20 protein-coding genes are annotated in these 19,281 nt (G+C 49.8%); 1 reads left to right on the top strand and 19 read right to left on the bottom strand.

Annotated elements, in window-relative coordinates:
- Positions 1-228: 228 nt before the first annotated feature.
- Positions 229-486 (top strand): hypothetical protein, encoded by a 258-nt coding sequence (locus tag CCY01nite_RS24335; RefSeq protein ID WP_146867170.1) that lies wholly within the window; start codon positions 229-231, stop codon positions 484-486.
- A 433-nt stretch (positions 487-919) separates the two neighbouring features.
- Here CCY01nite_RS24335 and CCY01nite_RS24330 read toward each other — a convergent pair whose 3' ends face one another.
- From CCY01nite_RS24330 to CCY01nite_RS24245, 19 genes are all read right to left on the bottom strand, one after another.
- Positions 920-1,372 carry a heme-binding domain-containing protein gene (locus CCY01nite_RS24330; RefSeq protein WP_146867169.1) on the bottom strand — a complete coding sequence of 151 codons (453 nt, stop codon included), beginning with the start codon at positions 1,370-1,372 and terminating at the stop codon, positions 920-922.
- A gap of 88 nt (positions 1,373-1,460) precedes the next feature.
- On the bottom strand, positions 1,461-2,093 hold the full coding sequence (locus tag CCY01nite_RS24325) for a DUF3347 domain-containing protein (protein WP_146867168.1): 633 nt from the start codon (positions 2,091-2,093) through the stop codon (positions 1,461-1,463).
- 49 nt (positions 2,094-2,142) lie between these two features.
- Positions 2,143-4,278, bottom strand: a complete 2,136-nt coding sequence (locus CCY01nite_RS24320; RefSeq protein WP_146867167.1) for a heavy metal translocating P-type ATPase — start codon at positions 4,276-4,278, stop codon at positions 2,143-2,145.
- Positions 4,279-4,281: 3 nt separating this feature from the next.
- A complete protein-coding gene (locus CCY01nite_RS24315; protein WP_222614494.1) occupies positions 4,282-4,857 on the bottom strand; it encodes a DUF2911 domain-containing protein in 576 nt (191 codons plus the stop codon).
- A gap of 35 nt (positions 4,858-4,892) precedes the next feature.
- On the bottom strand, positions 4,893-5,450 hold the full coding sequence (locus CCY01nite_RS24310; protein WP_186831244.1) for a DUF3347 domain-containing protein: 558 nt from the start codon (positions 5,448-5,450) through the stop codon (positions 4,893-4,895).
- 44 nt (positions 5,451-5,494) lie between these two features.
- On the bottom strand, positions 5,495-6,583 hold the full coding sequence (locus CCY01nite_RS24305; RefSeq protein WP_222614500.1) for an efflux RND transporter periplasmic adaptor subunit: 1,089 nt from the start codon (positions 6,581-6,583) through the stop codon (positions 5,495-5,497).
- Positions 6,584-6,729: 146 nt separating this feature from the next.
- Positions 6,730-8,043, bottom strand: coding sequence for a heavy metal-binding domain-containing protein (locus tag CCY01nite_RS24300; protein WP_146867164.1), 1,314 nt, complete (start codon positions 8,041-8,043; stop codon positions 6,730-6,732).
- Positions 8,021-9,274, bottom strand: a complete 1,254-nt coding sequence (locus CCY01nite_RS24295; RefSeq protein WP_146867163.1) for a TolC family protein — start codon at positions 9,272-9,274, stop codon at positions 8,021-8,023. The genes CCY01nite_RS24300 and CCY01nite_RS24295 overlap by 23 nt, the downstream gene beginning before the upstream one ends.
- A complete protein-coding gene (locus CCY01nite_RS27010; protein WP_146867162.1) occupies positions 9,258-11,192 on the bottom strand; it encodes an efflux RND transporter permease subunit in 1,935 nt (644 codons plus the stop codon). Before CCY01nite_RS27010 ends, CCY01nite_RS24295 begins: the two co-directional genes overlap by 17 nt.
- A gap of 5 nt (positions 11,193-11,197) precedes the next feature.
- Complete coding sequence (locus tag CCY01nite_RS27005) at positions 11,198-12,532, bottom strand: efflux RND transporter permease subunit (RefSeq protein WP_262713328.1); 1,335 nt, start codon at positions 12,530-12,532, stop codon at positions 11,198-11,200.
- A gap of 23 nt (positions 12,533-12,555) precedes the next feature.
- On the bottom strand, positions 12,556-12,930 hold the full coding sequence (locus CCY01nite_RS24280; protein WP_146867161.1) for a heavy-metal-associated domain-containing protein: 375 nt from the start codon (positions 12,928-12,930) through the stop codon (positions 12,556-12,558).
- A 12-nt stretch (positions 12,931-12,942) separates the two neighbouring features.
- Entirely contained in the window at positions 12,943-14,031 is a 1,089-nt protein-coding gene (locus tag CCY01nite_RS24275; protein ID WP_146867160.1) for a YncE family protein, read from the bottom strand.
- 107 nt (positions 14,032-14,138) lie between these two features.
- On the bottom strand, positions 14,139-14,537 hold the full coding sequence (locus CCY01nite_RS24270) for an HYC_CC_PP family protein (protein ID WP_146867159.1): 399 nt from the start codon (positions 14,535-14,537) through the stop codon (positions 14,139-14,141).
- 130 nt (positions 14,538-14,667) lie between these two features.
- Entirely contained in the window at positions 14,668-15,006 is a 339-nt protein-coding gene (locus CCY01nite_RS24265) for a four-helix bundle copper-binding protein (protein ID WP_146867158.1), read from the bottom strand.
- Positions 15,007-15,055: 49 nt separating this feature from the next.
- On the bottom strand, positions 15,056-15,556 hold the full coding sequence (locus CCY01nite_RS24260) for a DUF305 domain-containing protein (protein WP_222614493.1): 501 nt from the start codon (positions 15,554-15,556) through the stop codon (positions 15,056-15,058).
- A gap of 27 nt (positions 15,557-15,583) precedes the next feature.
- A complete protein-coding gene (locus tag CCY01nite_RS24255) occupies positions 15,584-16,999 on the bottom strand; it encodes a hypothetical protein (RefSeq protein WP_146867157.1) in 1,416 nt (471 codons plus the stop codon).
- Positions 17,000-17,156: 157 nt separating this feature from the next.
- Positions 17,157-17,552, bottom strand: coding sequence for an HYC_CC_PP family protein (locus CCY01nite_RS27170; RefSeq protein WP_443092686.1), 396 nt, complete (start codon positions 17,550-17,552; stop codon positions 17,157-17,159).
- Positions 17,553-17,888: 336 nt separating this feature from the next.
- On the bottom strand, positions 17,889-18,101 hold the full coding sequence (locus CCY01nite_RS24250) for a heavy-metal-associated domain-containing protein (RefSeq protein WP_126247947.1): 213 nt from the start codon (positions 18,099-18,101) through the stop codon (positions 17,889-17,891).
- A 114-nt stretch (positions 18,102-18,215) separates the two neighbouring features.
- Entirely contained in the window at positions 18,216-19,271 is a 1,056-nt protein-coding gene (locus CCY01nite_RS24245) for a ferredoxin--NADP reductase (protein ID WP_146867156.1), read from the bottom strand.
- Between the last annotated feature and the right edge of the window lie 10 nt (positions 19,272-19,281).

Raw genomic sequence — 19,281 nt, 5'->3', positions numbered from 1 at the left:
GCAGGGCACTGCGGATAAGGTGAGGACGTATGCGGCGAAAAGGAGCCAGAACCATTTCATCGGGTAAAATTACGAAAATAACTAATAACGTAGCCGCGATGCAGTTTCTGGTCAGCCATTTTGAATGTAAAGTTTTACAATGTTTGTAGGAATAATTGAGCCCACTACGCCATTAACGACCGTAATACCTTCCGCGCTTGAGCCGGAACCAGTTGGCGACAGGTAAACATGTTCAGCGAAAACCCCGCGATCCTCACCCACTCCCGGAACATCGTGTTTGCGGAAGCACTTCGGCTGGAAGAAGCCATGAAACGGGGCGTCAGCCAAACCTGGCGCTTTAAGGTTGGTGTATCTGCCGGCTCCCTGAGCGCGGATTTCTATCAGACGCGGTTCCAGAATCACTTTTTCCCCGACTATGATATCAATCCCTTAAAAATCGTCATCCGAAATTTCGACGGCACTACCTACTCGATGGAGTGTAGGTAGATGTGGTACTGAAGTTTTTTCAGCAACTCGAAGTGAGGGCTGCAAAGAATTATCTCGATGTTTACCGGGAAGAATGCAGTTCCAAAGTGGTGCTCCCGATCAATCCGCTCAAAAGGCTGATGTTCAGCGTTTCATTCCGCACGCGGGGCAACAAATGGCAAACCGATGTAAATGCGCATGGGTTTGACAAGATGCAGCTGCCGGATACGCAGGGAAATCCTGAGCAATACCGGCGCCCGTCTAGCTCCACTCCATACAGGAAGTTGAGCATGCAGGGAACGTACCGGCTGAAAATGCTGGAGTTTTACGCAGGTTGCGAAAATAGCGGCAACTATCGCCAGCCGAATCCCATTGGTTGGAACCTTGTTAAAAAGTGTCCCCTGAAGATCTTTTCCATGGGCGCATATGAATTTACCCCCTGGAATCAAAGATGTCATTTTACAGCAACGCTGTCAATCCATTTAATTAGTGTGCTCTTTTGATGTTCGCTCAATTTTGCATCAGCATGCATTAGCGTATATGATTTTAGCGGCATTTTGTCTTCCTCCACCTGCTCTTTCATTCTTTTCAGCTTATTGCGCCGCCTTTTAGCTGAGTATGCGCCAAACTCGTTGAAATTCAATTCTTCTTTTCCATGTTTGATATGTCCGGCCATGAACCACCCAACTGGCTGAATTTTAACATACCAGGGATAACGGGTGGTATTGCTATGGCAATCGTAGCAGGAGTTTTTCAGAATAGTACGGACCTCGTTTGGCATGGAGTATAACATCGTTACATCTTCCGGAGAGATTACGTCACCTGATTGATTCCGCACAGGCTGGAAAAACTGGATTACGATAAACCCAAACAAAAGGATCAGCAGTAAGTATCGCAAATATTTCATGTGTACTCCGGTTGCGAAGCCAAATCTCCCACGAACATGCATTTTACCGATTCGTGGGAGATTGAGAATCGTATCGTGATGAACTGAATTACTTTATTACTTCCTTGATTGTACCGCAGGTAAGCATCTTGTCTCCGAAGTACGGGTTTTTAATCTCTTTTGATTCGCTGAGCCACATCGCGCCCTTGTTGTTATCGTACATGGGGCAGAAGTCATGGTAAAGTGCCTGTCCGCCGCCGAAGCCCTTGGCCAGCGCGTAAACGTCTTCGCTCATTTGCACGAAATGTTCGCGCTGGTGCTCGATATTACCACCGTTCTTGCTAATGTGATCGGCGTGCTCTTTCAAATCATCTTCATTTTCTGTGTAAAGCTTCTGCTGATCAGGCGTCATAGCCGATTTGTCGACTTGGGCAAGCGCCTCATCCATGGCTTTTGCGCCAGCAGCTGCTTCTGACGCATTGTCCGCAGCAAGCCCGTTTTTAACATGAATGTAATGGTCAAAAATTGGTTTCAGCGAAGCGGCCACTTTTCCGTCTACATCGGCGAACTGGGGCTTAATTTCTACAACGCTTTCATCTGACGGCGCTTCATGTTTCATAGCCTCACCTGCAGTAGCTGCGGAGTCGTGGTTGTGCCCATCGTCTGACTTTGTGCCGCTGTTGTTGCAGGCCGCGAAGATGACCGTTGATAACGCCAGGGCGGCAATGATGTTTTTTTTCATTTTCGTTGATTTTGTAGTTTAAGGAAACAGTATAAATGGTTGGTTTAAGTTATTTTACCTTTAATAATTTTGCATTGATTGCCACGATGATCGTGCTTAGGCTCATTAGCACGGCGCCCATGGCCGGGCTCAGCATAAAATTGGGATAGAGGACGCCCGCGGCAAGTGGAATGGCAATGACGTTGTACCCGACTGCCCAGGCGAGGTTTTGAATCATCTTCCGGTAGGTTGCCTTACCGAACGAAATCATTTGAACTACGTCTTTAGGGTCGCTGTTCACCAGGATAATGTCTGCGGTTTCCGCCGCAACATCCGTTCCAGATCCCACTGCAATGCCGACATCGGCCATCGCCAGAGCCGGGGCATCGTTCACCCCGTCGCCCGTCATCGCTACAACTTCACCTTTATCCTGAAATTCTTTGACCTTCTGCTGTTTCTCATGCGGCAACACGTTTGCCAGATATCCATCCATATTGAGCTTCCGGGCAACAGCAGCGGCCACTTTCTCATTATCTCCCGTCAGCAAAAAGGATTTTATTCCCATTGCTCGCAGGTCGGCAATGGCTTCCGCGGCAGTCTCGCGGATTGCATCGGCAAAGGTGATAATTCCGGCGGGCGCATCGCCGATAAGGACGAAATTCACCGTATCAGTGGATTGATCCACATCTTCGGGAATTGCGGGCAAGACTATATTTTGCTGTTTGAAGTAATTGGGACCTGCCGCTACGACGGATTTGCCATTGACGTTACCGGTTACCCCGATTCCCTGCATATACCGGAAGTCGGTGGAGTTCCAAAGCGCGAGGTTCTTCTCCTTCAGCTTCTTCATTACGCCGTGGGCGATGTGGTGTTCGGAATTCTGCTGGATCGCGGCGGCGTACTGCAATATCTCGTCTTCCGAGTATTGCGGGCTCAATGGGATAATCTGCTGTACTTCATGGGAACCTTTTGTAAGAGTACCCGTTTTGTCGAAAATAATAGTGGTCAGCTTTCGGGCGTTTTCAAAAGCGGTGCGGTTGCGGATGAGCAGCCCGTGTACGGCAGATAGCGTCGTAGATATTGCTACGACAAGTGGTATTGCCACCCCCAGCGCGTGCGGGCAGGATGTCACCATTACCGTTACCATTCTTTCGAGGGCGAAGGAAAGCTCATGGCCTGCCGTCAGCCAGACGATGAAGGTTAACACCCCGACGCTGATGGAAATGATCGTCAACCACTTGGCCACCTTGTTGGCGAGGTTTTGGGTATTGGATTTGGCGCCTTGGGCGGACTGCACCATGTTTATCACCTTGTTGAGGTAACTATCCTTTCCCGCGCCGGTGACCTGAACCTTCAGGGCGCCGTCTCCATTTACCGCGCCCCCGATTACTTTAGCGTCTTTCCCTTTCTTGACGGGAACGCTTTCGCCGGTCAGCATGCTTTCGTTGACGTCGGAGCTTCCTTCCAGGATAATACCGTCTGCCGGGACCTTCTCGCCCGGTTTAATGAGTATAACGTCCTTGTTTTGGAGATCCTGAAGCGAGATGTCGGTAACCTGGCCGTTCCGTTCTACGTGCACCACGGCCGGAAGCAACGCAACCAAAGATTCCAGCGCGCGGGAAGCTGCCATTTGGGATTTCATTTCCAGCCAATGCCCTAACAGCATGATATCGATCAGGGTGGCCAGTTCCCAGAAGAAATCCATCCCCTGAAGGCCGAACACTACCGCCACGCTATATAGGTACGCTGTAGTTATGGCAACTGCCACCAGCGTCATCATGCCAGGATTCTTCCACTTCAATTCCCTTATCATTCCGACTAGGAAGGGCCATCCGCCGTAGAAGAAGATAAAGCTGCTCAGTGCCAGCAGCACATACTTGTCACCGGCGAAAGTAAAGGTAAAGCCAAGCCATTCCTGGATCATATGCGACAGCAGCAGTACCGGTACCGTGACCACGAGGCAAACCCAGAACCGTTGGAGGAAGCCCTCCGTGTGGTGCCCGGCATGCTCGTCGTGCCCGGAAGTACTGTCGTGCTGTTTATGATGGGCGGTCTTATCAGCGGTCATCCCTGCGTGGTCGTGCCCTGCTTGACCGTGCCCTGCATGCGCGGAACTTTTGCCGTTCGGCGCTGGATCCGGGCGGTGGCTGCTATGCTGGTGGTCATGGTGCTCATGATGCCCGTGGTGGCTGTGCTCGTCTTGCATGCTCTATTTTTTGAAGGTTACGGGGAATTCGATACGGATTTTTTCCCAGGCTATGGCGATTTTACCGGAATTTCCGGCGCCAGGCTCGATATAATACTGAAGCCTTTCCGTTAAGTTATGGCGCTTCGGTTTCACGGCAATCCTCACGATATCTTCCTGTTCATCATATTCCGATGCCAGGTGCTGTTGCCAGCGGGAATTTATGATAACCGTCCATTCAACTTTTCCGGGGATGGTGAAAAGCGCGTATTTCCCTGCCGGAACGAGTTTTTTATCGATAATCAACGCTTTTTTGAACTCGATGGTGGTCGCATCGTGCGCACCGGTAACCCAAACCTCGCCGAACGGCACGAGCCCGCCCCAGATGATCCGTCCGCGCACACCGGGGGAATGGTATGTGATATGAATGGAATCGGAACCGATCAGCCCTGCGGCCGCCGATTTGATACTCCGCTTGCTGGTGTCTTTCACCAGGTTTGGATTATAACATACTTCTCCGGATTGGGCTTTCAGGTTTGAACCGGCGCAAAGCAGCAAAGCCATCAGGCAAATGCTGAAAAATGAATTGATCTTGGACATGCGAAAATTTTATAGACTATTTGAATGCTCCGGTTTTATTGAATTGTTTCTTTCACCTCGCCGCACGTCATCATTTTATCACCAAAATAAGGGTTCTGTATGGCCTTATTGTTGCTGATCCAGTATCCTCCCTTATCATTCAGCGCCATCGGGCAAAAGTCTACATATAGCTCACCATTATTTACCCCGGCTTTTTTCACGAGGGAAATGAATTCGTTGCTGAGTGTTGAATAGGCCGCCCTTTGTTCCTCGATATCTGAAGTCGCGGTAATTTTCGCGGCGGAAGCCTTGATAGCTTCTCCTCCGGCAACAGCCGCAGCGCCGGTTTCGATAGCATTGCCGGCAAGACGGGCTTCTTTTGCGTCACCTTTGATCAATGCCTGTGTCAGATGAACATAATGCTGATAGACAGCGTTCAGTTTGTCGTCTTTCAGTTGTACGCTTGCGGCGGCAGTTTCGCTTTGCATCGCCGCATGATCGTGTGTTGCGGCTGAAGCGGTGGAGTCTGCGGCAGTTTGCGCTTTCTTCTCTTCAGCATTTCCGCATGCGGCCAGTAAAACGATGGCCAACACGGGAGCGGCGGCGGTTTTCAAAAAGTGTTTCATGTGATTTTCAGTTTATTTTTTAGATTGTTTGCTTACATTCCAGCCATGCCGGCCATAGGATCGGCTCCTTTTTTCAGGATATATTCCGAGTAGAGCAGGTACGCGCCGGTTATCACCACAACATCGCCCGCTTTCAGGCCTTCGGAAATTTCCACCAGGTTGAAATCCTCCATACCGGTTTTTACCATCCGCGGGACGAATTTTCCCTTCTCTTTTTCGATCCAGACGTGCGCACCTTTGCCGTCGCGGATCACCGCATCAATCGGGAGGCTGAGCACATCTCCCTTGCTTTTAAGCGGTAACTGAATGTTCGCCTGCATGCCGGGCTGCCACCTGTTCCCGGGATTGGGAATGCTTCCGCGCACCTGTAGCAACTGGCTGCCGCTTTGCAGGGAGGGGTTGATGAACTGGATCGTCATATTTTGCGGTTCGTTCTCCCAACCGGCAACAACAACCTTGACGGATTGCCCTACGCGGACAAAGGATGCTTCCTCAGGATAGACGTCGGCTTCGACCCAAAGCTGATCGAACGCCTCCAGTCGCATTACCGATCCTCCTTCCGACACATATTGCCCTTCCGTTGCGGTCAGCTCCGTTACGATACCGCCGTAAGGCGCTGGATATGTCACGAACGCACTGACTTTCTCTGATTGTACCAGTTGGTTGATCTGTGCGTTGCTTTGATCGTACAGGGCCAGCTTCTGGCGGGCTGCCTTTTCGATTTGCTGAAATTGGGCGTCTTCCGGGAATTGCTTCGCCTGCGCCACGGCCAAAAGGTACTCCTGCTGGAGCGTGGCGAGTTGTTCCGAGTATATTTTATAAAGCGGTTGTCCTTTATTTACTCTTACGCCCGTTTCTTTTATATACAATACTTCAATCCGGCCTGGAACCCTACTGGAGATAATAGTGGTCTTTTCGGGATCGGTTGCGAGCCTGCCGTTTAGCTGCCGGAAATTCGCCAATGCGCCCGTTCCTACTGCCATCGTGGTAATATTCGCCAGTTTTATCTGGCTTTCACCCAGCGTAAGCGAGGCGTCCTTATTGGATTTGTCGAACGGAACGAGATCCATCCCGCAGATGGGGCATGTACCGGGTTTGTCCTGCACGATTTGCGGGTGCATCGGGCAGGTATATGTTTGTTTGTTTTCCCCGGAAGCCTCTTTTTTCCCGGCACCTGAACACGCTGCCAGAAACACTGCCGGCGCAATTGAAGCTAACGCAACTGCTTTTAAAAAACTTTTCCTTTCCATATCTTCAATTGTTGCAATTAGTTATTTGTTTTGATAAAACTTTCGCTATCAATTAAATAGTAGGCATTTGACGCTACTTTCCATGTGCTGATATCTGTGTCTATCTGTATCATGTCGTTCGTTTCAATCCCTGTCGTCACAGTCATTGGAAGGTAGGAATCCTTCTCCTTTTTGAACACCACGGACTTGTTGCCCAGCTTCAGTACCGCGCGCTTGGGAAGCCACCAGCCACCGGAGTATATAACCGGTACGTTCGCGCTGAGAAGCTGGCCTACATGGAACTGCCGATCGTTCAGGTAAACCCTGGCAATGGTAAAGTTCATCCCATTCCGGAAAACCGGTTCGATAAGGCCGACGCTACCGGATAGCATATGATTTTCATCGCTCGTGGGATAGAAAAGCAACTTTTGCCCTTGGCGGATGCGTGCCGCCAGTTGCGGAGGGAATGCAAATTCCGCTACCAGTGCCCTGTTCTGATAAATAGTGAAAAGAGACTGGCCGGCGCTCACATATTGACCTTCGCGGAGCATAACGGGCGTGGCGGTCGGTGCTGCTGGCGCTGGAGCTGCCGCAGCCGGCGCTGCACCGCTCATCCCGCTCATCCCGTCGCCGGAAGCCCCCCCGGAAGGCGCCGGCATTGCCGCTGCCGCCGATGGCGCGGTTGCCGTAGCCGATTTCTCCAGAATGTATCCATCGCTGTTGCTATATACAGGCACCCGGTAAAGTATATTACTGGTTTTCAGCACTTGTTCGATCTGAGCGCTCTGCATACCCAGCAATTGCAGCCGCTGCTTGGCTGCAGATAGCATTTCCCCGCCGTTTCTGGCTACGAGCAGCAGCTCACGCTGGGCGGCCGCGAGGTCTGGAGAGTAAACTTCCATAATCAATTGCCCTTTACGGATAGGCTGGAAGTTATACCTGATATAAAGGCGTTCGATACGACCGCCGACCCGGCTGGAAATGCTCGTTTGGTTACGGGTATCGTAGGTGATGATACCGTACACGTCCGATGCATAAATTCGTCTCCCGGATTCCGCGCTTATCGCCGGAATGGTGGCAACGACCTGGGCGTTTACCGGTTTGGTCAACGCGTTGATACTGCTGTCCAGGGCCGGTTCGCTGTGGGCGTCTTTCGGTACGAGATCCATACCGCATATAGGGCATTTACCCGGTTTATCCTGAACGATCTGCGGATGCATTGGGCAGGTGTAAGTTTGACCCGCTTTATGCTCGGCATGATCGGTTTTCACACCTTTGCTCTTGCAAGCAGCCAATCCCAATATGGCGAAGGACAAGCCTACTAATATTTTAACGATATAATTGTTTCTCATAATCCACGATCATTTCATAAAGTTTTAACTTTTCGTCGAGCACGTTGGCCTGCATCATAGTGAGCGCCTCCCAGGAGTCGATCACGTTGGATAGCGCCAGTTTGTTCTCCTGGTAATTCAGGAAGTTGGCTTCCAGGGTTTGGCGGAGCGCGGGAACGATCTTGTCTTCCATTGCTTCGATCCGCTTTTGCATGGAAAGTATCTCATAGTGCATACCGTACAGCATGCCCTGTGTTTCCTGCAGCATGGCGGCTCTTTCTTTTTCCATCGCCTGAACTTCATATTTCATTCCCTTGACCCCGGATTTATACATTTTCGAAGACCATGGAGCGATCGGGATGCTTGCCATTACCATAGCACTGTAAGCATTCGGCATCATTCCGTCCAGCGGGTACATGTGGTCGAAGCGCACCCTGAAATCCGGTTTCTTTTCCTTCTTCATGCTTTCGATGTTCAGTTGCATTGTCCGGATACTTTCATCCATTTTCAGGATGTCTTTCCTCGCGCTTGCCAGGGACGCGGTATCGTAGGAAGGTGCGATCTCGAAACGGGGGGTATAAGCGGTGTCGATCTCGAACTGCTCATTACCGGGGGAATTCATCAGGCTGTTCAGCCAGGAGCGCGCCTTAGCGATGTTTCCCTCCTGCATTCTTATCATATTGACATTTTCCTCAATTTTCGCGTTTGCTTTGTACACGCCGCTGAGCTGGGACTGGTTGTAGGGATATCTGACCTGTTCGATTTTTTTCATCGTTTCCATGATCTTCCCGTTTTCTTGCAGGATATGGATGCGCTGTTTCGCAACGATCCAGCTGAAGTAAAGGCGCTTGGCCTGCGATTTCAGCTCATTAAGGGTAACGCCCCGGGTCGCATTCTCAACGTTTGCCTGAGAAGCGATGTATTTCTTCTTCGCGTTGAGCTTCGCCGGGTTAGGGATATCCTGCTCCAGCTGCAGCATAAGGCTTCCCTTATCCCTGTCGTCCATAATCATTTGGCCTGGATACGGGGTCATGAATGTGCCCACGCCGACCATAGGGGCCATCCAGGCAGTTGCCGCTTCGGCGCTGTATTTGTAGCTTTCCGCCTTCAGCCCGTAAGACTGAAGCAGAACGTTATTCCTGTCTACGCGGAGCAAAACGCTATCCAGGGGCAAAACCGGTACTTGTTGCGCGGCGAGCCCCATTGGCGCGAAAAGCCCAACCAGGAAGATATATTTAATGATGTACTTCATGAATCTCCAATTTTCCGTACTTACGTAATTCGTATTCTTTCGTTAACAAGAAGATCAGCGGCGTTACCAGCAGGATATGCGTGGAAGAGGTCAGCACCCCGCCAATCATCGGCAGCACAATAGGTTTCATCACATCTGTTCCCACCCCGGATGCCCAAAGAACAGGCACGAGGCCGAACAGGGATACGCAGACCGTCATCAACTTCGGACGGAGGCGTTTTGCAGCACCATGGATCACGGCCAGGCGCAGGTCTTCCCGGGTAATTGTCGCGGAAGAATTACCTTTTTCCTTGACGAGCTGCTGCATCGCATCGTTGAGGTAGATCACCATCACGATCCCGGTTTCCACGGCGATACCGAACAGCGCGATAAAACCCACCGCTACGGCAACCGAAAGGTTCACACCCCAGAAATAGATCATGTACGCGCCACCGATCAAGGCGAAGGGTACGGTGATAAGGCTCAGGAACGCCTCGCGGATGGAGTGGAAGGCAAAATACAGGGAGAAAAATATGATGATCAGTACCACCGGAGCGATCCACAGCAGTGTTTGTTGCCCGCGGATCAGGTTTTCGTACTGTCCGCTCCATTCCAGGTAGTAGCCTTGCGGCAGGATGCCGCCCGTGCTGTTGATCTTTTTGATGGCTTCGTTCACTGTGCTGCCTAAATCCCTGTCGCGCACGTTAAACATAACGGCTCCGCGCAACATGGCATTTTCCGAAGTAATCATCGGCGGACCGTCGGTGAATTTCACGTCGGCCACGGATGACAGGGGTACTTCGCCGAAAGAAGAAGACATAATCGGGATGCGCTTGATATGCTCAACGCTATTCCGGTATTCCTGTGCCAGGCGGACGCTGATCGAGAAGCGCTGGCGGCCCTCGATGGTATTACCGATAGGCGCGCCGCCGAGTGCGGATTCTACCGTTTGGTTCACATCGTCAACCGTCAGGCCATAGCGGGAAAGATCCCCGCGGCGAACGTCGATATCGAGGTACTTTCCGCCGGTTACGGGCTCAACGTACAGGTCGGCAATGCCGGATGTGCCTTCGAGGGCTTTTCTTACCCGTTCAGATACGGATGCGATGGTATCCAGGTTTTGGCCGTAAACTTTTACGCCCACGTCCGTTCTGATACCGGTGGCCAGCATATTGATGCGGTTGATGATAGGCTGCGTCCAGCCGTTTACCACACCGGGAATCTGGAGTTTCGCGTCCAGCTCGTTGATAATATCCTTCTTGGTAATGCCTTCCCTCCATTCTGTCTTAGGTTTCAGCATAATAATCGTTTCGATCATGCTGATCGGCGAGTTGTCGGTGGCCGTGCTCGCACGGCCGGCTTTCCCGAGGACTTTATCTACTTCCGGAACGGATTTGATGATCTTATCCTGCACCTGTAAAATCCGTTTTGCCTCGTTGTTAGATACATCCGGCAGCGTAACCGGCATAAACAGGATGCTTTGCTCGTCCAGCGGCGGCATGAACTCGCTGCCGAGGCTTTTCAGCAAGGGAATGGTGATGACGAGCGCCACTACGTTGATGGCGATAGTGGTTTTACGCCACTTCAATACGCCGCGGATGATGGGCTCATAAATCTTCTCTAGTACCCGGTTTACAGGATTTGCATTGTCCGGGCGGAACTTGCCCTTCATGAAAAAGGAAATCAGGACGGGGGCCAGCGTGATTACTAGCAGGGCGTCCATGATCATGATGAAAGTTTTGGTGTATGCCAACGGATGGAACAGCTTACCTTCCTGGCCGGTCAGCATGAAAACCGGGAGGAACGAGGTAATGATGATGATCGTGGCAAAAAATACCCCGCGGGATACTTGTTTGCTGGACTGCTCAATAATCTTCAATCGTTCTTCTTCCGATATCCAATCCGGGGATTTTTTAAATAATTTCTTCAACCAGTTCATTGTAATTAGCTTTTTTGCTGTTTTTGCCAGAGGGCATATCTTTCAGCAAGATGTTTGTATGCGTTTTCACTCATGATGATCCCATTATCAACAATAACCCCGATGGCCAGGGCGATACCTGTGAGGGACATGATGTTCGACGAGATGTCAAAGGTGTCGAGCAGAATGAAGCTTGCGGCCAGGGTAATCGGGATTTGGATGATAATGCTGAGCGCGCTGCGCCAGTGGAAAAGGAAAATGATCACCACAATGGAAACGACGATCATTTCTTCAATGAGCGTATTTTTGATGGAATCCACGGATTCTTTTATCAATTCGCCCCTGTCGTAAATGATGTCAAACTTTACGCCCTTGGGTAGCCCTTTGGCTACTTCTTCCATTTTCGCTTTTACCTTATCAATTACTGCATCCGCATTTTCTCCGTATCTCATTACAACGATCCCGCCAACGCGTTCACCTTCGCCATCCTGATCGAAAATCCCCAAGCGGGTTTCGCCGGTCATTTGCACGGCAGCGACGTCGGCGACACGGATGGGAATGCTGTTTTGGTTCTTGACGGGAATATTTTCGATCTCCTCGACGGATTTTAGGTAGCCGGAGGTTTTTATGATATAGCCGATGTCGCTAAGCTCGAATTTCCTGCCACCGGATTCGTTGTTGTTCGTCCGGATGGCGTTGATGACTTCCGGAACGGTAAGCCTGTAGTAAAGGAGCTTGTTGGGATCCAGCGTAATTTGATATTGCTTCTGGAAACCGCCGAAGGAAGCGATTTCGCTGACGCCCTCCACGTTTTGTAAGGCAAATTTCACATACCAATCCTGTACTGCGCGTTGTTCGCCCAAGTCCATATTGGGGGCGTCCAGGGTATACCAAAGTATGTGCCCTACACCGGTGCCGTCGGGGCCGAGTTGCGGCGTAACGCCGGTAGGCAGCGTCCGGGAAACCGTACTGAGCCGTTCCAGTACGCGTTCGCGCGCCCAGTATATGTCAACATCGTCGTTAAAAATGACGTAAATGAAGCTCATGCCGAACATGGAGGAACCACGTACATATTTGATCTTGGGGAGCCCCTGCAGATTCGTTACCAGCGGGTAAGTGATCTGATCCTCGATCAGTTGGGGGCCGCGGCCCATCCATTCGGTGAATACGATCACCTGGTTCTCTGATAGGTCAGGGATGGCGTCGATGGGGTTCTTCTTCACAGCAAAGATGCCCCAGGCGAACAAGGCAGTTGCCATCACCAGTACAATAAACCGATTTTTTAATGACCATTCAATAATACTATGTACCATATCTCTTTTTCTTTTGAAGGACGCAGCAGATTGCCTGCCGCGTCCCATCTGTTTGATCTTGTTGCCTATGATTATTTATGGTGCTGATGGCCCTGGGCGGACTTGGCGGCACCTTTACGATCATACTGGCAGCATCCCGGGAGTTTGGCATACACGGAGTCCGCCGCCTGTGCTTTTTCCGTATCATGGCCAGCGGCAGCGATCTTCTGCTGCACCGCGTCGCCGCTGGTTTTTGCGGGATCCAGCGATACGGTCATCATTTTGGTTTCTACATTCCATTCAGCTTTCGAAACGCCGTCAACGGTGGCTGCTTTTTCGATTCTTTTTTTACACATATTGCAGTTGCCATAGACCTTGAACGTTTCTTTCTTGGCGGATTGGGCAAATGCGCTCGATGTGCCTACAAAGGCAACCATAACAATGAGAAGAGATAATAGTTTGTTCATTTTTATATTGGTTTATTGTTTTATTACGATGCCGTTCGGCTTTTTGCCTACCGGGATGTCTTTTATTTTAGTATGATCCGATACTTTGATAACAGAAACGCTGGCCGCTGATTGGTTCGTCACGTATGCGGTTGCGCCATCGCTAGTAATGGCTACCGCGTGCGCGCCGGCGCCAGCATTGAACTTTCCGCCGTGTACCCACAGGTGGCCGGTAGCGTCCGGTACCCAGAAGTGAACCTGGCCGTTATCCGGATCCGTTACCCATAATTCCTTCCGGGAAGCAAGATGAGCGGCGCTTCCCGGCATAAATCCGAGCGGGATGGTCTGCACAATTTTATTGGAGGCTACGTCTATGACACTAATGCTTTGACCGTCCTCGTTGTCGAGATACATTTTGCCGTCTTGCCCGACCCAGGCCCCAACCGGGTTCTCACCGACAGGGATTGTCGTCAGCACGGCTTTTGAGGCAGGGTCAATGATGGAAACAGTATTGTCGCCGCCATTTGCGACATAAGCCTTTGTACCATCCGCTGAAAAAGTGACCTCCGCTGGTTCCATACCAACCCGGATCGTGTTTTTCAGGGTATAATTTTGAGCGTCGAATACCAGTACTTTACCTTCCATTTCCATTTGGGAAGTCCAGATTTCCCGTCCGTCCGGTGAAAAAGCGGCGTTGTGATTCATAGCGGGAACTTCCAGGTCTTTCGAGATGGAGCCCTTTATGGCGTCAATGATCAAGACACGACCCTTCATTCCGCCCATGTTTCCTCCATGTCCGGCACTGAGGTCGGAACCCGGAACACCGACGGCGAGCCGATGGGCGCCGCCCGCGGCAAAGTGATAGATATGGTGTGGCCACATCGGCATATCATTTCCCCCGGCGGTCATCAGTTCGATCGTGTCGGTCAGGGTGTTGGAATTGAGGTTTATTACCGAAATCGTGTTGGATTCTCCATTTACCACATAGGCGGCCGGATAATTGATATCTTTTACGGGCATATCCATGCCGTCCATTTTATGCTTTCTGCATGCGGTAACTATCACCAACGAAAACACAATTATACCAGCTACCACAATTGCAAAGCGTTTGCTCAATTGCATAACTAAATTATTTACTCAAAAAATGTAGAAAAATATGTAGCGGGAATTACCGGTCGTCTGAATGCTACAACGGGATTAAAACGTAGAGCGCCGGATCTGGGGTAGGATCAAATGCGGAATGTGCAATAAAAGATACGGGCGGGAACTTTGCTACTTCGCGGGGGGGCGTGCCCGGTAGGATATTCCACTGCTACGGAAGTAGGGAACACCTTGGGAATATCGATGTAAGAAATAGGCGTAGCAATAGCCGCCAACTGCATGAACTGAAAAACGCTTTCCGACACTTTCTGATCTTTCTCGAACTTTACGGTTTTATGGATGTCTTTACAGCATTTTTTGGCGCACACGCTATTTTCTTCGGAGCCACATTTACTGCATTTCTGTGCTTCGTGCTCCCAGAACTTCACGTCCACCAACTTTCCCATGCAATAATGCATGTGAAATGTAGCGCCAGTTGACGTTCCCATGTAGAGCAGGGCAAGAATCAGTGTGAGGATCCTCTTCATCTGCGGCAAAAATAAGGTGTAATTCCCGATTTATTGTTATATAATTTTGTAAGAGTTTTATATTATTAGAAATTTTATAATTAGTAAATAGAAGATTATCAAAGCCAAGGAAAACCTTGGCTTTGATAAATCATGCATGCTCCGCCATTTGAACGCAAGTTTCCGCACACTTCCTGCACGCTTCCGCACATTCTCTGCAATGCTCCATGTGGGCATGTTTTTCACATTCCTCGGCACACCTGGTGCATGCGTCGGCGCATAGCTGGCACACCTGGGCACTAAGTTCACCGTCCATGCTCATGATCTGCACGGCGGCGTTGCAGATCGTGGCACATTCCAGATCAAGCTGGATACACCTGGCGAGGTCTTTTACATCCTGTTCCTGGAGACTGGAAACCGCGCAATGGTTACAGATCACCGCGCATGCGTTACATGCGTCTATGCACTCCTGAAAATGTTGATGAGGCATAATTGAAAATTTTGATGTTAAGAATAATTTAAATGAATTAATGCGCCCTCTATCGGGCCCGCTCTCTTTTTAATTCCTTTAATTTTGCTTTCATCTGATCTATTTCTGCCTGCTGGCTGGTGATGATGTTTCTGCACAACTCCTGAATTTCCGGGTCAGTAACCGCCGCTTCCTTTGCCATAAGGATGGCGGCGGCATGATGAGGTATCATCGATCGGAGAAACTGCCTGTCGGATACGGCGGCCTGCTGCCTGATCAGCAGGAAGAAAATTACCAGGGTCAGGCTTCCGGTTGCCATTAGCAGCACGTTCAATTTTTTGTTCATGTACATGGAGCGCATGATGATCAGCTCGATTATTAGCATCGGGCTCGTCATCAGGCCCGCCATGTAAAACTGGTTCACATTTGGAATTACATTCGAAAATGTATCTACCATTGCGTACATCAGGATGTACATTGAAATAAATGAAAGGATTACCATTACAAGCAAGCTTCGGTAATGCTTGTTGTGCTCGCCGTGTTGCATCCCTTTGCTGTTCTCTTTTTCCATGATCAACTTTTTTGGGTTAGATAATACTCAGTGTTGCATTTTCATCAGCCCGGGGTAAAGCCTTAGATAAACCTGGAGCGCTATGGGGTTTTTCCCGTATAACTCATGCAGAGCATTGCTATTAAAGAATACACTGAATTGCCCTCCCAACGCAAGGCGTGTTTTCTGAAAATTCAACAAGTCATATGTAGCGCCGGCGGAAATTGAATTGACGGGAAAAAGCGTAGCCTCCCCGTATTTGGCCGGATCAAGGTTAAGTTCCTCGACCGCTTTCTGGACCCATTCGTAACGGGTAAATACTTCCGTTTTCATCAAACGTAGCGCCCCTTCGAGTAGGAATGCGTTTTCACCCTCATGCCCAGCAGTTTTATTCAGTCCCCATAATGTTGTGACATTCAGCCAGTTGTCGTTTCGCATGGGCAGGCTGAAAATTGCAGAAGCTGTGGTGCGATTTACGTCTTCGTCCGGATGCAGGAGCTCCGGGCTTTTGATGAACCCTTGGGAAGCCTGGAAAGCCCAGTTCGGTGATGGATTGAACGACAGTCGCCCGCTCCAGGAGTCGAAGCGCATCTTGTCGAAGTTGTATCTGTTTTCGTCGGGTTCTCGCCCGGTAAAAAGTGACCCCTCGACCTTGAACTTATCCAGTCTGACGCCGAGCGTCGCCACGCCGAAGGTAATATGGGTGCCGTCGTTCCAGTGGTGGCTGATCGGAGCGTCCGGGTATGAAAGTGCGGATGGGCGATGCATAAAGGCTACGGAGCCAATAGCCGGCTCCCCGGGATAACCGAAATACGCGAACGCATCCACCTTTTTGGAGAAGGCATAAGAATAGCTGACGGAAAGCTCCGAAAAGAGGTCGTGGGGGTGTTGCCGATCTACGAGCGGTTGTCCCTCCCAACTTTCCCCGGACTGAAAAAGCAGCGGGTAGCCGCTACCACCTTCGGTAATGCGATCCAGTGAGATCATTACGTTATAATGGAAAAGGCCTTTTCTGCCGACCTTTCGCTGCGCCATCATCATAAACCAATTCGGGGCATCGAATTTTTCATCGCCGCGGGAACCTTTGTTTCCGACATCCTGGTCGGTGTACCGGAGAAAAAGGTTACCATGGACCATATACATCCACTTTTTGGAGTGGAACATATAACCGTACATAGGGGATGCGTCGGGCAACCACCCTGTACCTGAACCGTTTCGATTCATGGGGAGATTTAACGAAAACGCATGACTCATGGGTACACCCGAAGGCATTTTCATTTCCATGCTGTCCTTCATAACGTGCATATTATGCGTAGAAGTATCCTTCATTGCTTTTTTGGGGGCCGGCATTTCTTTTAGCGGCTTTTCAGCCTTTTGGGGTGGAGCTTTATGCTGCTCATGTTGCGCGCGCATTACCCCTGAAATGGTTATCATTACCAGCAAAATGAATAATTTCCTTTTCATACCTTGATTTTTTCCTGTGACGGAATCCCATTCCGGTAAGCAGTAGAAAAAGGCGGTAGTTTATTGAAAGCAGGAATTCACCGGATGGCTTTTATTCACCTTTTGAAGGGACTGCACATCTTCCCTTCACCACCAAAGGTGGCGTTTAAGTTATCGCTCAGATACGAAAGTTTTGATATCGCAGAAATAGCGGGAGTTCAATAGGTGGTGGATGGTGAGGAATGTCGGGGGTGGATATTTCAAGCAAAAAAGAGATCGGTGCGGTATCGTATATCGAAAGGATATTTACCAATGCGGGCGCAGCGATAAGCATCGCAAAATATGTAGAAAGGTGGCTGTCTTCGGAACGTGGGCTGGCAATCGTTACATCTTTACAACATCCGCTGTTTAGCCCGGTGTGTTTCTCCATTCCGCATTTGCCACATGGTCCATCGCCAGTAAAGATCAAGCTTACACTTTGCAATTCGCCCATGCAATAATGCTGGTATACGGTTATCCCACTCGTATAAGCGAGGTAGATTATTGCCAGTATAACAGTGCTTATGCGTTTCATGTGGATAATCTCTAACCTACTTCCCGAAAAATTATACCACTCTCAATGAGATTTGCTATATTTTAATTAATATCCACAGACTTGCACTTAATATGTTGATAATTAACGTATTATATATTTCTGCTAACGTATTGTCCGTGGGTTCAAAAAGAAAATGTGGAGGAACATTATCTACGAAATGGGGCTGGCGGGCTGTACGGGATTACTTACAGCAGCTTTTCTTTCTTACAAAGAGGAATTTCAGTACGGAAATCATGATGTTTTTTATGGTGGCCATATGTGCAAATATACAAAAATAAAACGGGCAGCTTTTTGAGCTGCCCGTGGGGTTGGTTCTTATGCCAATGTTTCTGCCTTGTAACCTGCTTTCTCTACTGCCTTTTTTATGTCTTCTTTGCCAGCTTTCTCCGTTGACACTGTTAATACTTTATCCGGGCTCTGGAGATCGACTTCCCAATTTTCCTTGCCGGCGAGTTCGTCCAGGAAGGGGGTTACCGTAGCAATGCAACCGGAGCATTTGATGTTCGTTTTAAATTGTACTGTTTCCATTGTATATTCTTTTAAGTATGTTATTGTCTGTTTGATGATGTAAAATTACGATGTCTCGCCGGGCTGTCTGTTATACAATTGCTACTATGATTTACAATATTCCGTCGATGCGCGTCAGTCAATTTCCACGGTTACGTCGCCGGTGACCGGGTAGCTTTGGCATAATAAGATCAGCCCTGATTCCACGTCGGATTTTCTGAGCGCGAAGTTGTTTGCCATACTTACCTGGCCGGAGGTGAGCCGCGCCGTGCAGATGCCGCAAGTGCCTGATTTGCACGAATAAGGAAGTGGTATCCGGTCTTCGAGCGCCGCTGACAGGATTGTTTTTCCAGCTTGCACCTCCAGGAGGTTAGACTGATCGTAAAAATGAAGTAAGACTTCCTGCATTTCGGTGGGCGGAACAATAGCGGTGCTTTTTTCATCAGGGGCAAACCATTCGGTAAACACATGTTGCTCGGGTATCTGTTGCGATGTTAGCACATCCTGGTGCAATCGCATCAGTTCCACCGGGCCGCAAATAAAGAAGTGGGCAGCATCCAACGGGCTCGGGACCGACATTTTCAGCATCTTTTTCGCGGCTAGCTTATTGATACGTCCACGAAACAGCGCCGCTCCATGTATCGATGTCAGGTTCCCGGGCTGGGAAACCGCATAATGTATAGAAACCCGTTCTTTATGCTGGTAGGCCCAATCTTCTATTTTACCCCGGAAAATAATATCATGTGGTGTGCGATTGGAATAGATGAGCGTAACACGAGTGTCGTTACTCCCGGAAATAATGGAGCGAGCAATTGAAAATAACGGCGTTATACCGCTGCCCCCGGCAAGGAGCACCACATGGCCTGCATGGAATGCTTCGGCAGGCGGTGTAAATAATCCGTAAGGACCGGATACCTGCCAGCGAGGGATGCTGTCCGCCTGATCGACGATGTAATTGCTCATGATGCCGCCGGGCACCCGTTTCACGGTGATGGCGGGATGGGTGTCTTCCCCTTGTACGGAACTTAGGGAGTACGACCGGGTAATGGCTTGTCCGTCGATCTGCAATGTCAGATTGATGAATTGCCCCGGTTTGTAGTGAAAGGGTTCACCTCCCGTATCGAAGACCACCGTAATTGCCGTTTCGGTTTCACGGACAATTGCGGTGGTACTCCATGTATATGATGTCATGCTTATTTCT

Origin of the sequence: Chitinophaga cymbidii, from assembly GCF_007992715.1 — a bacterium.
GTDB classification, from domain to species: domain Bacteria; phylum Bacteroidota; class Bacteroidia; order Chitinophagales; family Chitinophagaceae; genus Chitinophaga; species Chitinophaga cymbidii.
This window is presented reverse-complemented; position numbering and strand designations above follow the sequence as displayed.

Coding starts and splice junctions, on each gene's coding strand:
- CCY01nite_RS24330 (WP_146867169.1), bottom strand. CDS start 1,372: ATGAAATATTTGCGATACTTACTGCTGATCCTTTTGTTTGGGTTTATC.
- CCY01nite_RS24260 (WP_222614493.1), bottom strand. CDS start 15,556: ATGGAAAAAGAGAACAGCAAAGGGATGCAACACGGCGAGCACAACAAG.
- CCY01nite_RS24320 (WP_146867167.1), bottom strand. CDS start 4,278: ATGCAAGACGAGCACAGCCACCACGGGCATCATGAGCACCATGACCAC.
- CCY01nite_RS24255 (WP_146867157.1), bottom strand. CDS start 16,999: ATGAAAAGGAAATTATTCATTTTGCTGGTAATGATAACCATTTCAGGG.
- CCY01nite_RS24300 (WP_146867164.1), bottom strand. CDS start 8,043: ATGAGAAACAATTATATCGTTAAAATATTAGTAGGCTTGTCCTTCGCC.
- CCY01nite_RS27010 (WP_146867162.1), bottom strand. CDS start 11,192: ATGAACTGGTTGAAGAAATTATTTAAAAAATCCCCGGATTGGATATCG.
- CCY01nite_RS24265 (WP_146867158.1), bottom strand. CDS start 15,006: ATGCCTCATCAACATTTTCAGGAGTGCATAGACGCATGTAACGCATGC.
- CCY01nite_RS24295 (WP_146867163.1), bottom strand. CDS start 9,274: ATGAAGTACATCATTAAATATATCTTCCTGGTTGGGCTTTTCGCGCCA.
- CCY01nite_RS24270 (WP_146867159.1), bottom strand. CDS start 14,537: ATGAAGAGGATCCTCACACTGATTCTTGCCCTGCTCTACATGGGAACG.
- CCY01nite_RS24280 (WP_146867161.1), bottom strand. CDS start 12,930: ATGAACAAACTATTATCTCTTCTCATTGTTATGGTTGCCTTTGTAGGC.
- CCY01nite_RS27005 (WP_262713328.1), bottom strand. CDS start 12,532: ATGGGACGCGGCAGGCAATCTGCTGCGTCCTTCAAAAGAAAAAGAGAT.
- CCY01nite_RS27170 (WP_443092686.1), bottom strand. CDS start 17,552: ATGAAACGCATAAGCACTGTTATACTGGCAATAATCTACCTCGCTTAT.
- CCY01nite_RS24245 (WP_146867156.1), bottom strand. CDS start 19,271: ATGACATCATATACATGGAGTACCACCGCAATTGTCCGTGAAACCGAA.
- CCY01nite_RS24250 (WP_126247947.1), bottom strand. CDS start 18,101: ATGGAAACAGTACAATTTAAAACGAACATCAAATGCTCCGGTTGCATT.
- CCY01nite_RS24335 (WP_146867170.1), top strand. CDS start 229: ATGTTCAGCGAAAACCCCGCGATCCTCACCCACTCCCGGAACATCGTG.
- CCY01nite_RS24275 (WP_146867160.1), bottom strand. CDS start 14,031: ATGCAATTGAGCAAACGCTTTGCAATTGTGGTAGCTGGTATAATTGTG.
- CCY01nite_RS24305 (WP_222614500.1), bottom strand. CDS start 6,583: ATGCACCCGCAAATCGTGCAGGACAAACCCGGTACATGCCCCATCTGC.
- CCY01nite_RS24315 (WP_222614494.1), bottom strand. CDS start 4,857: ATGTCCAAGATCAATTCATTTTTCAGCATTTGCCTGATGGCTTTGCTG.
- CCY01nite_RS24325 (WP_146867168.1), bottom strand. CDS start 2,093: ATGAAAAAAAACATCATTGCCGCCCTGGCGTTATCAACGGTCATCTTC.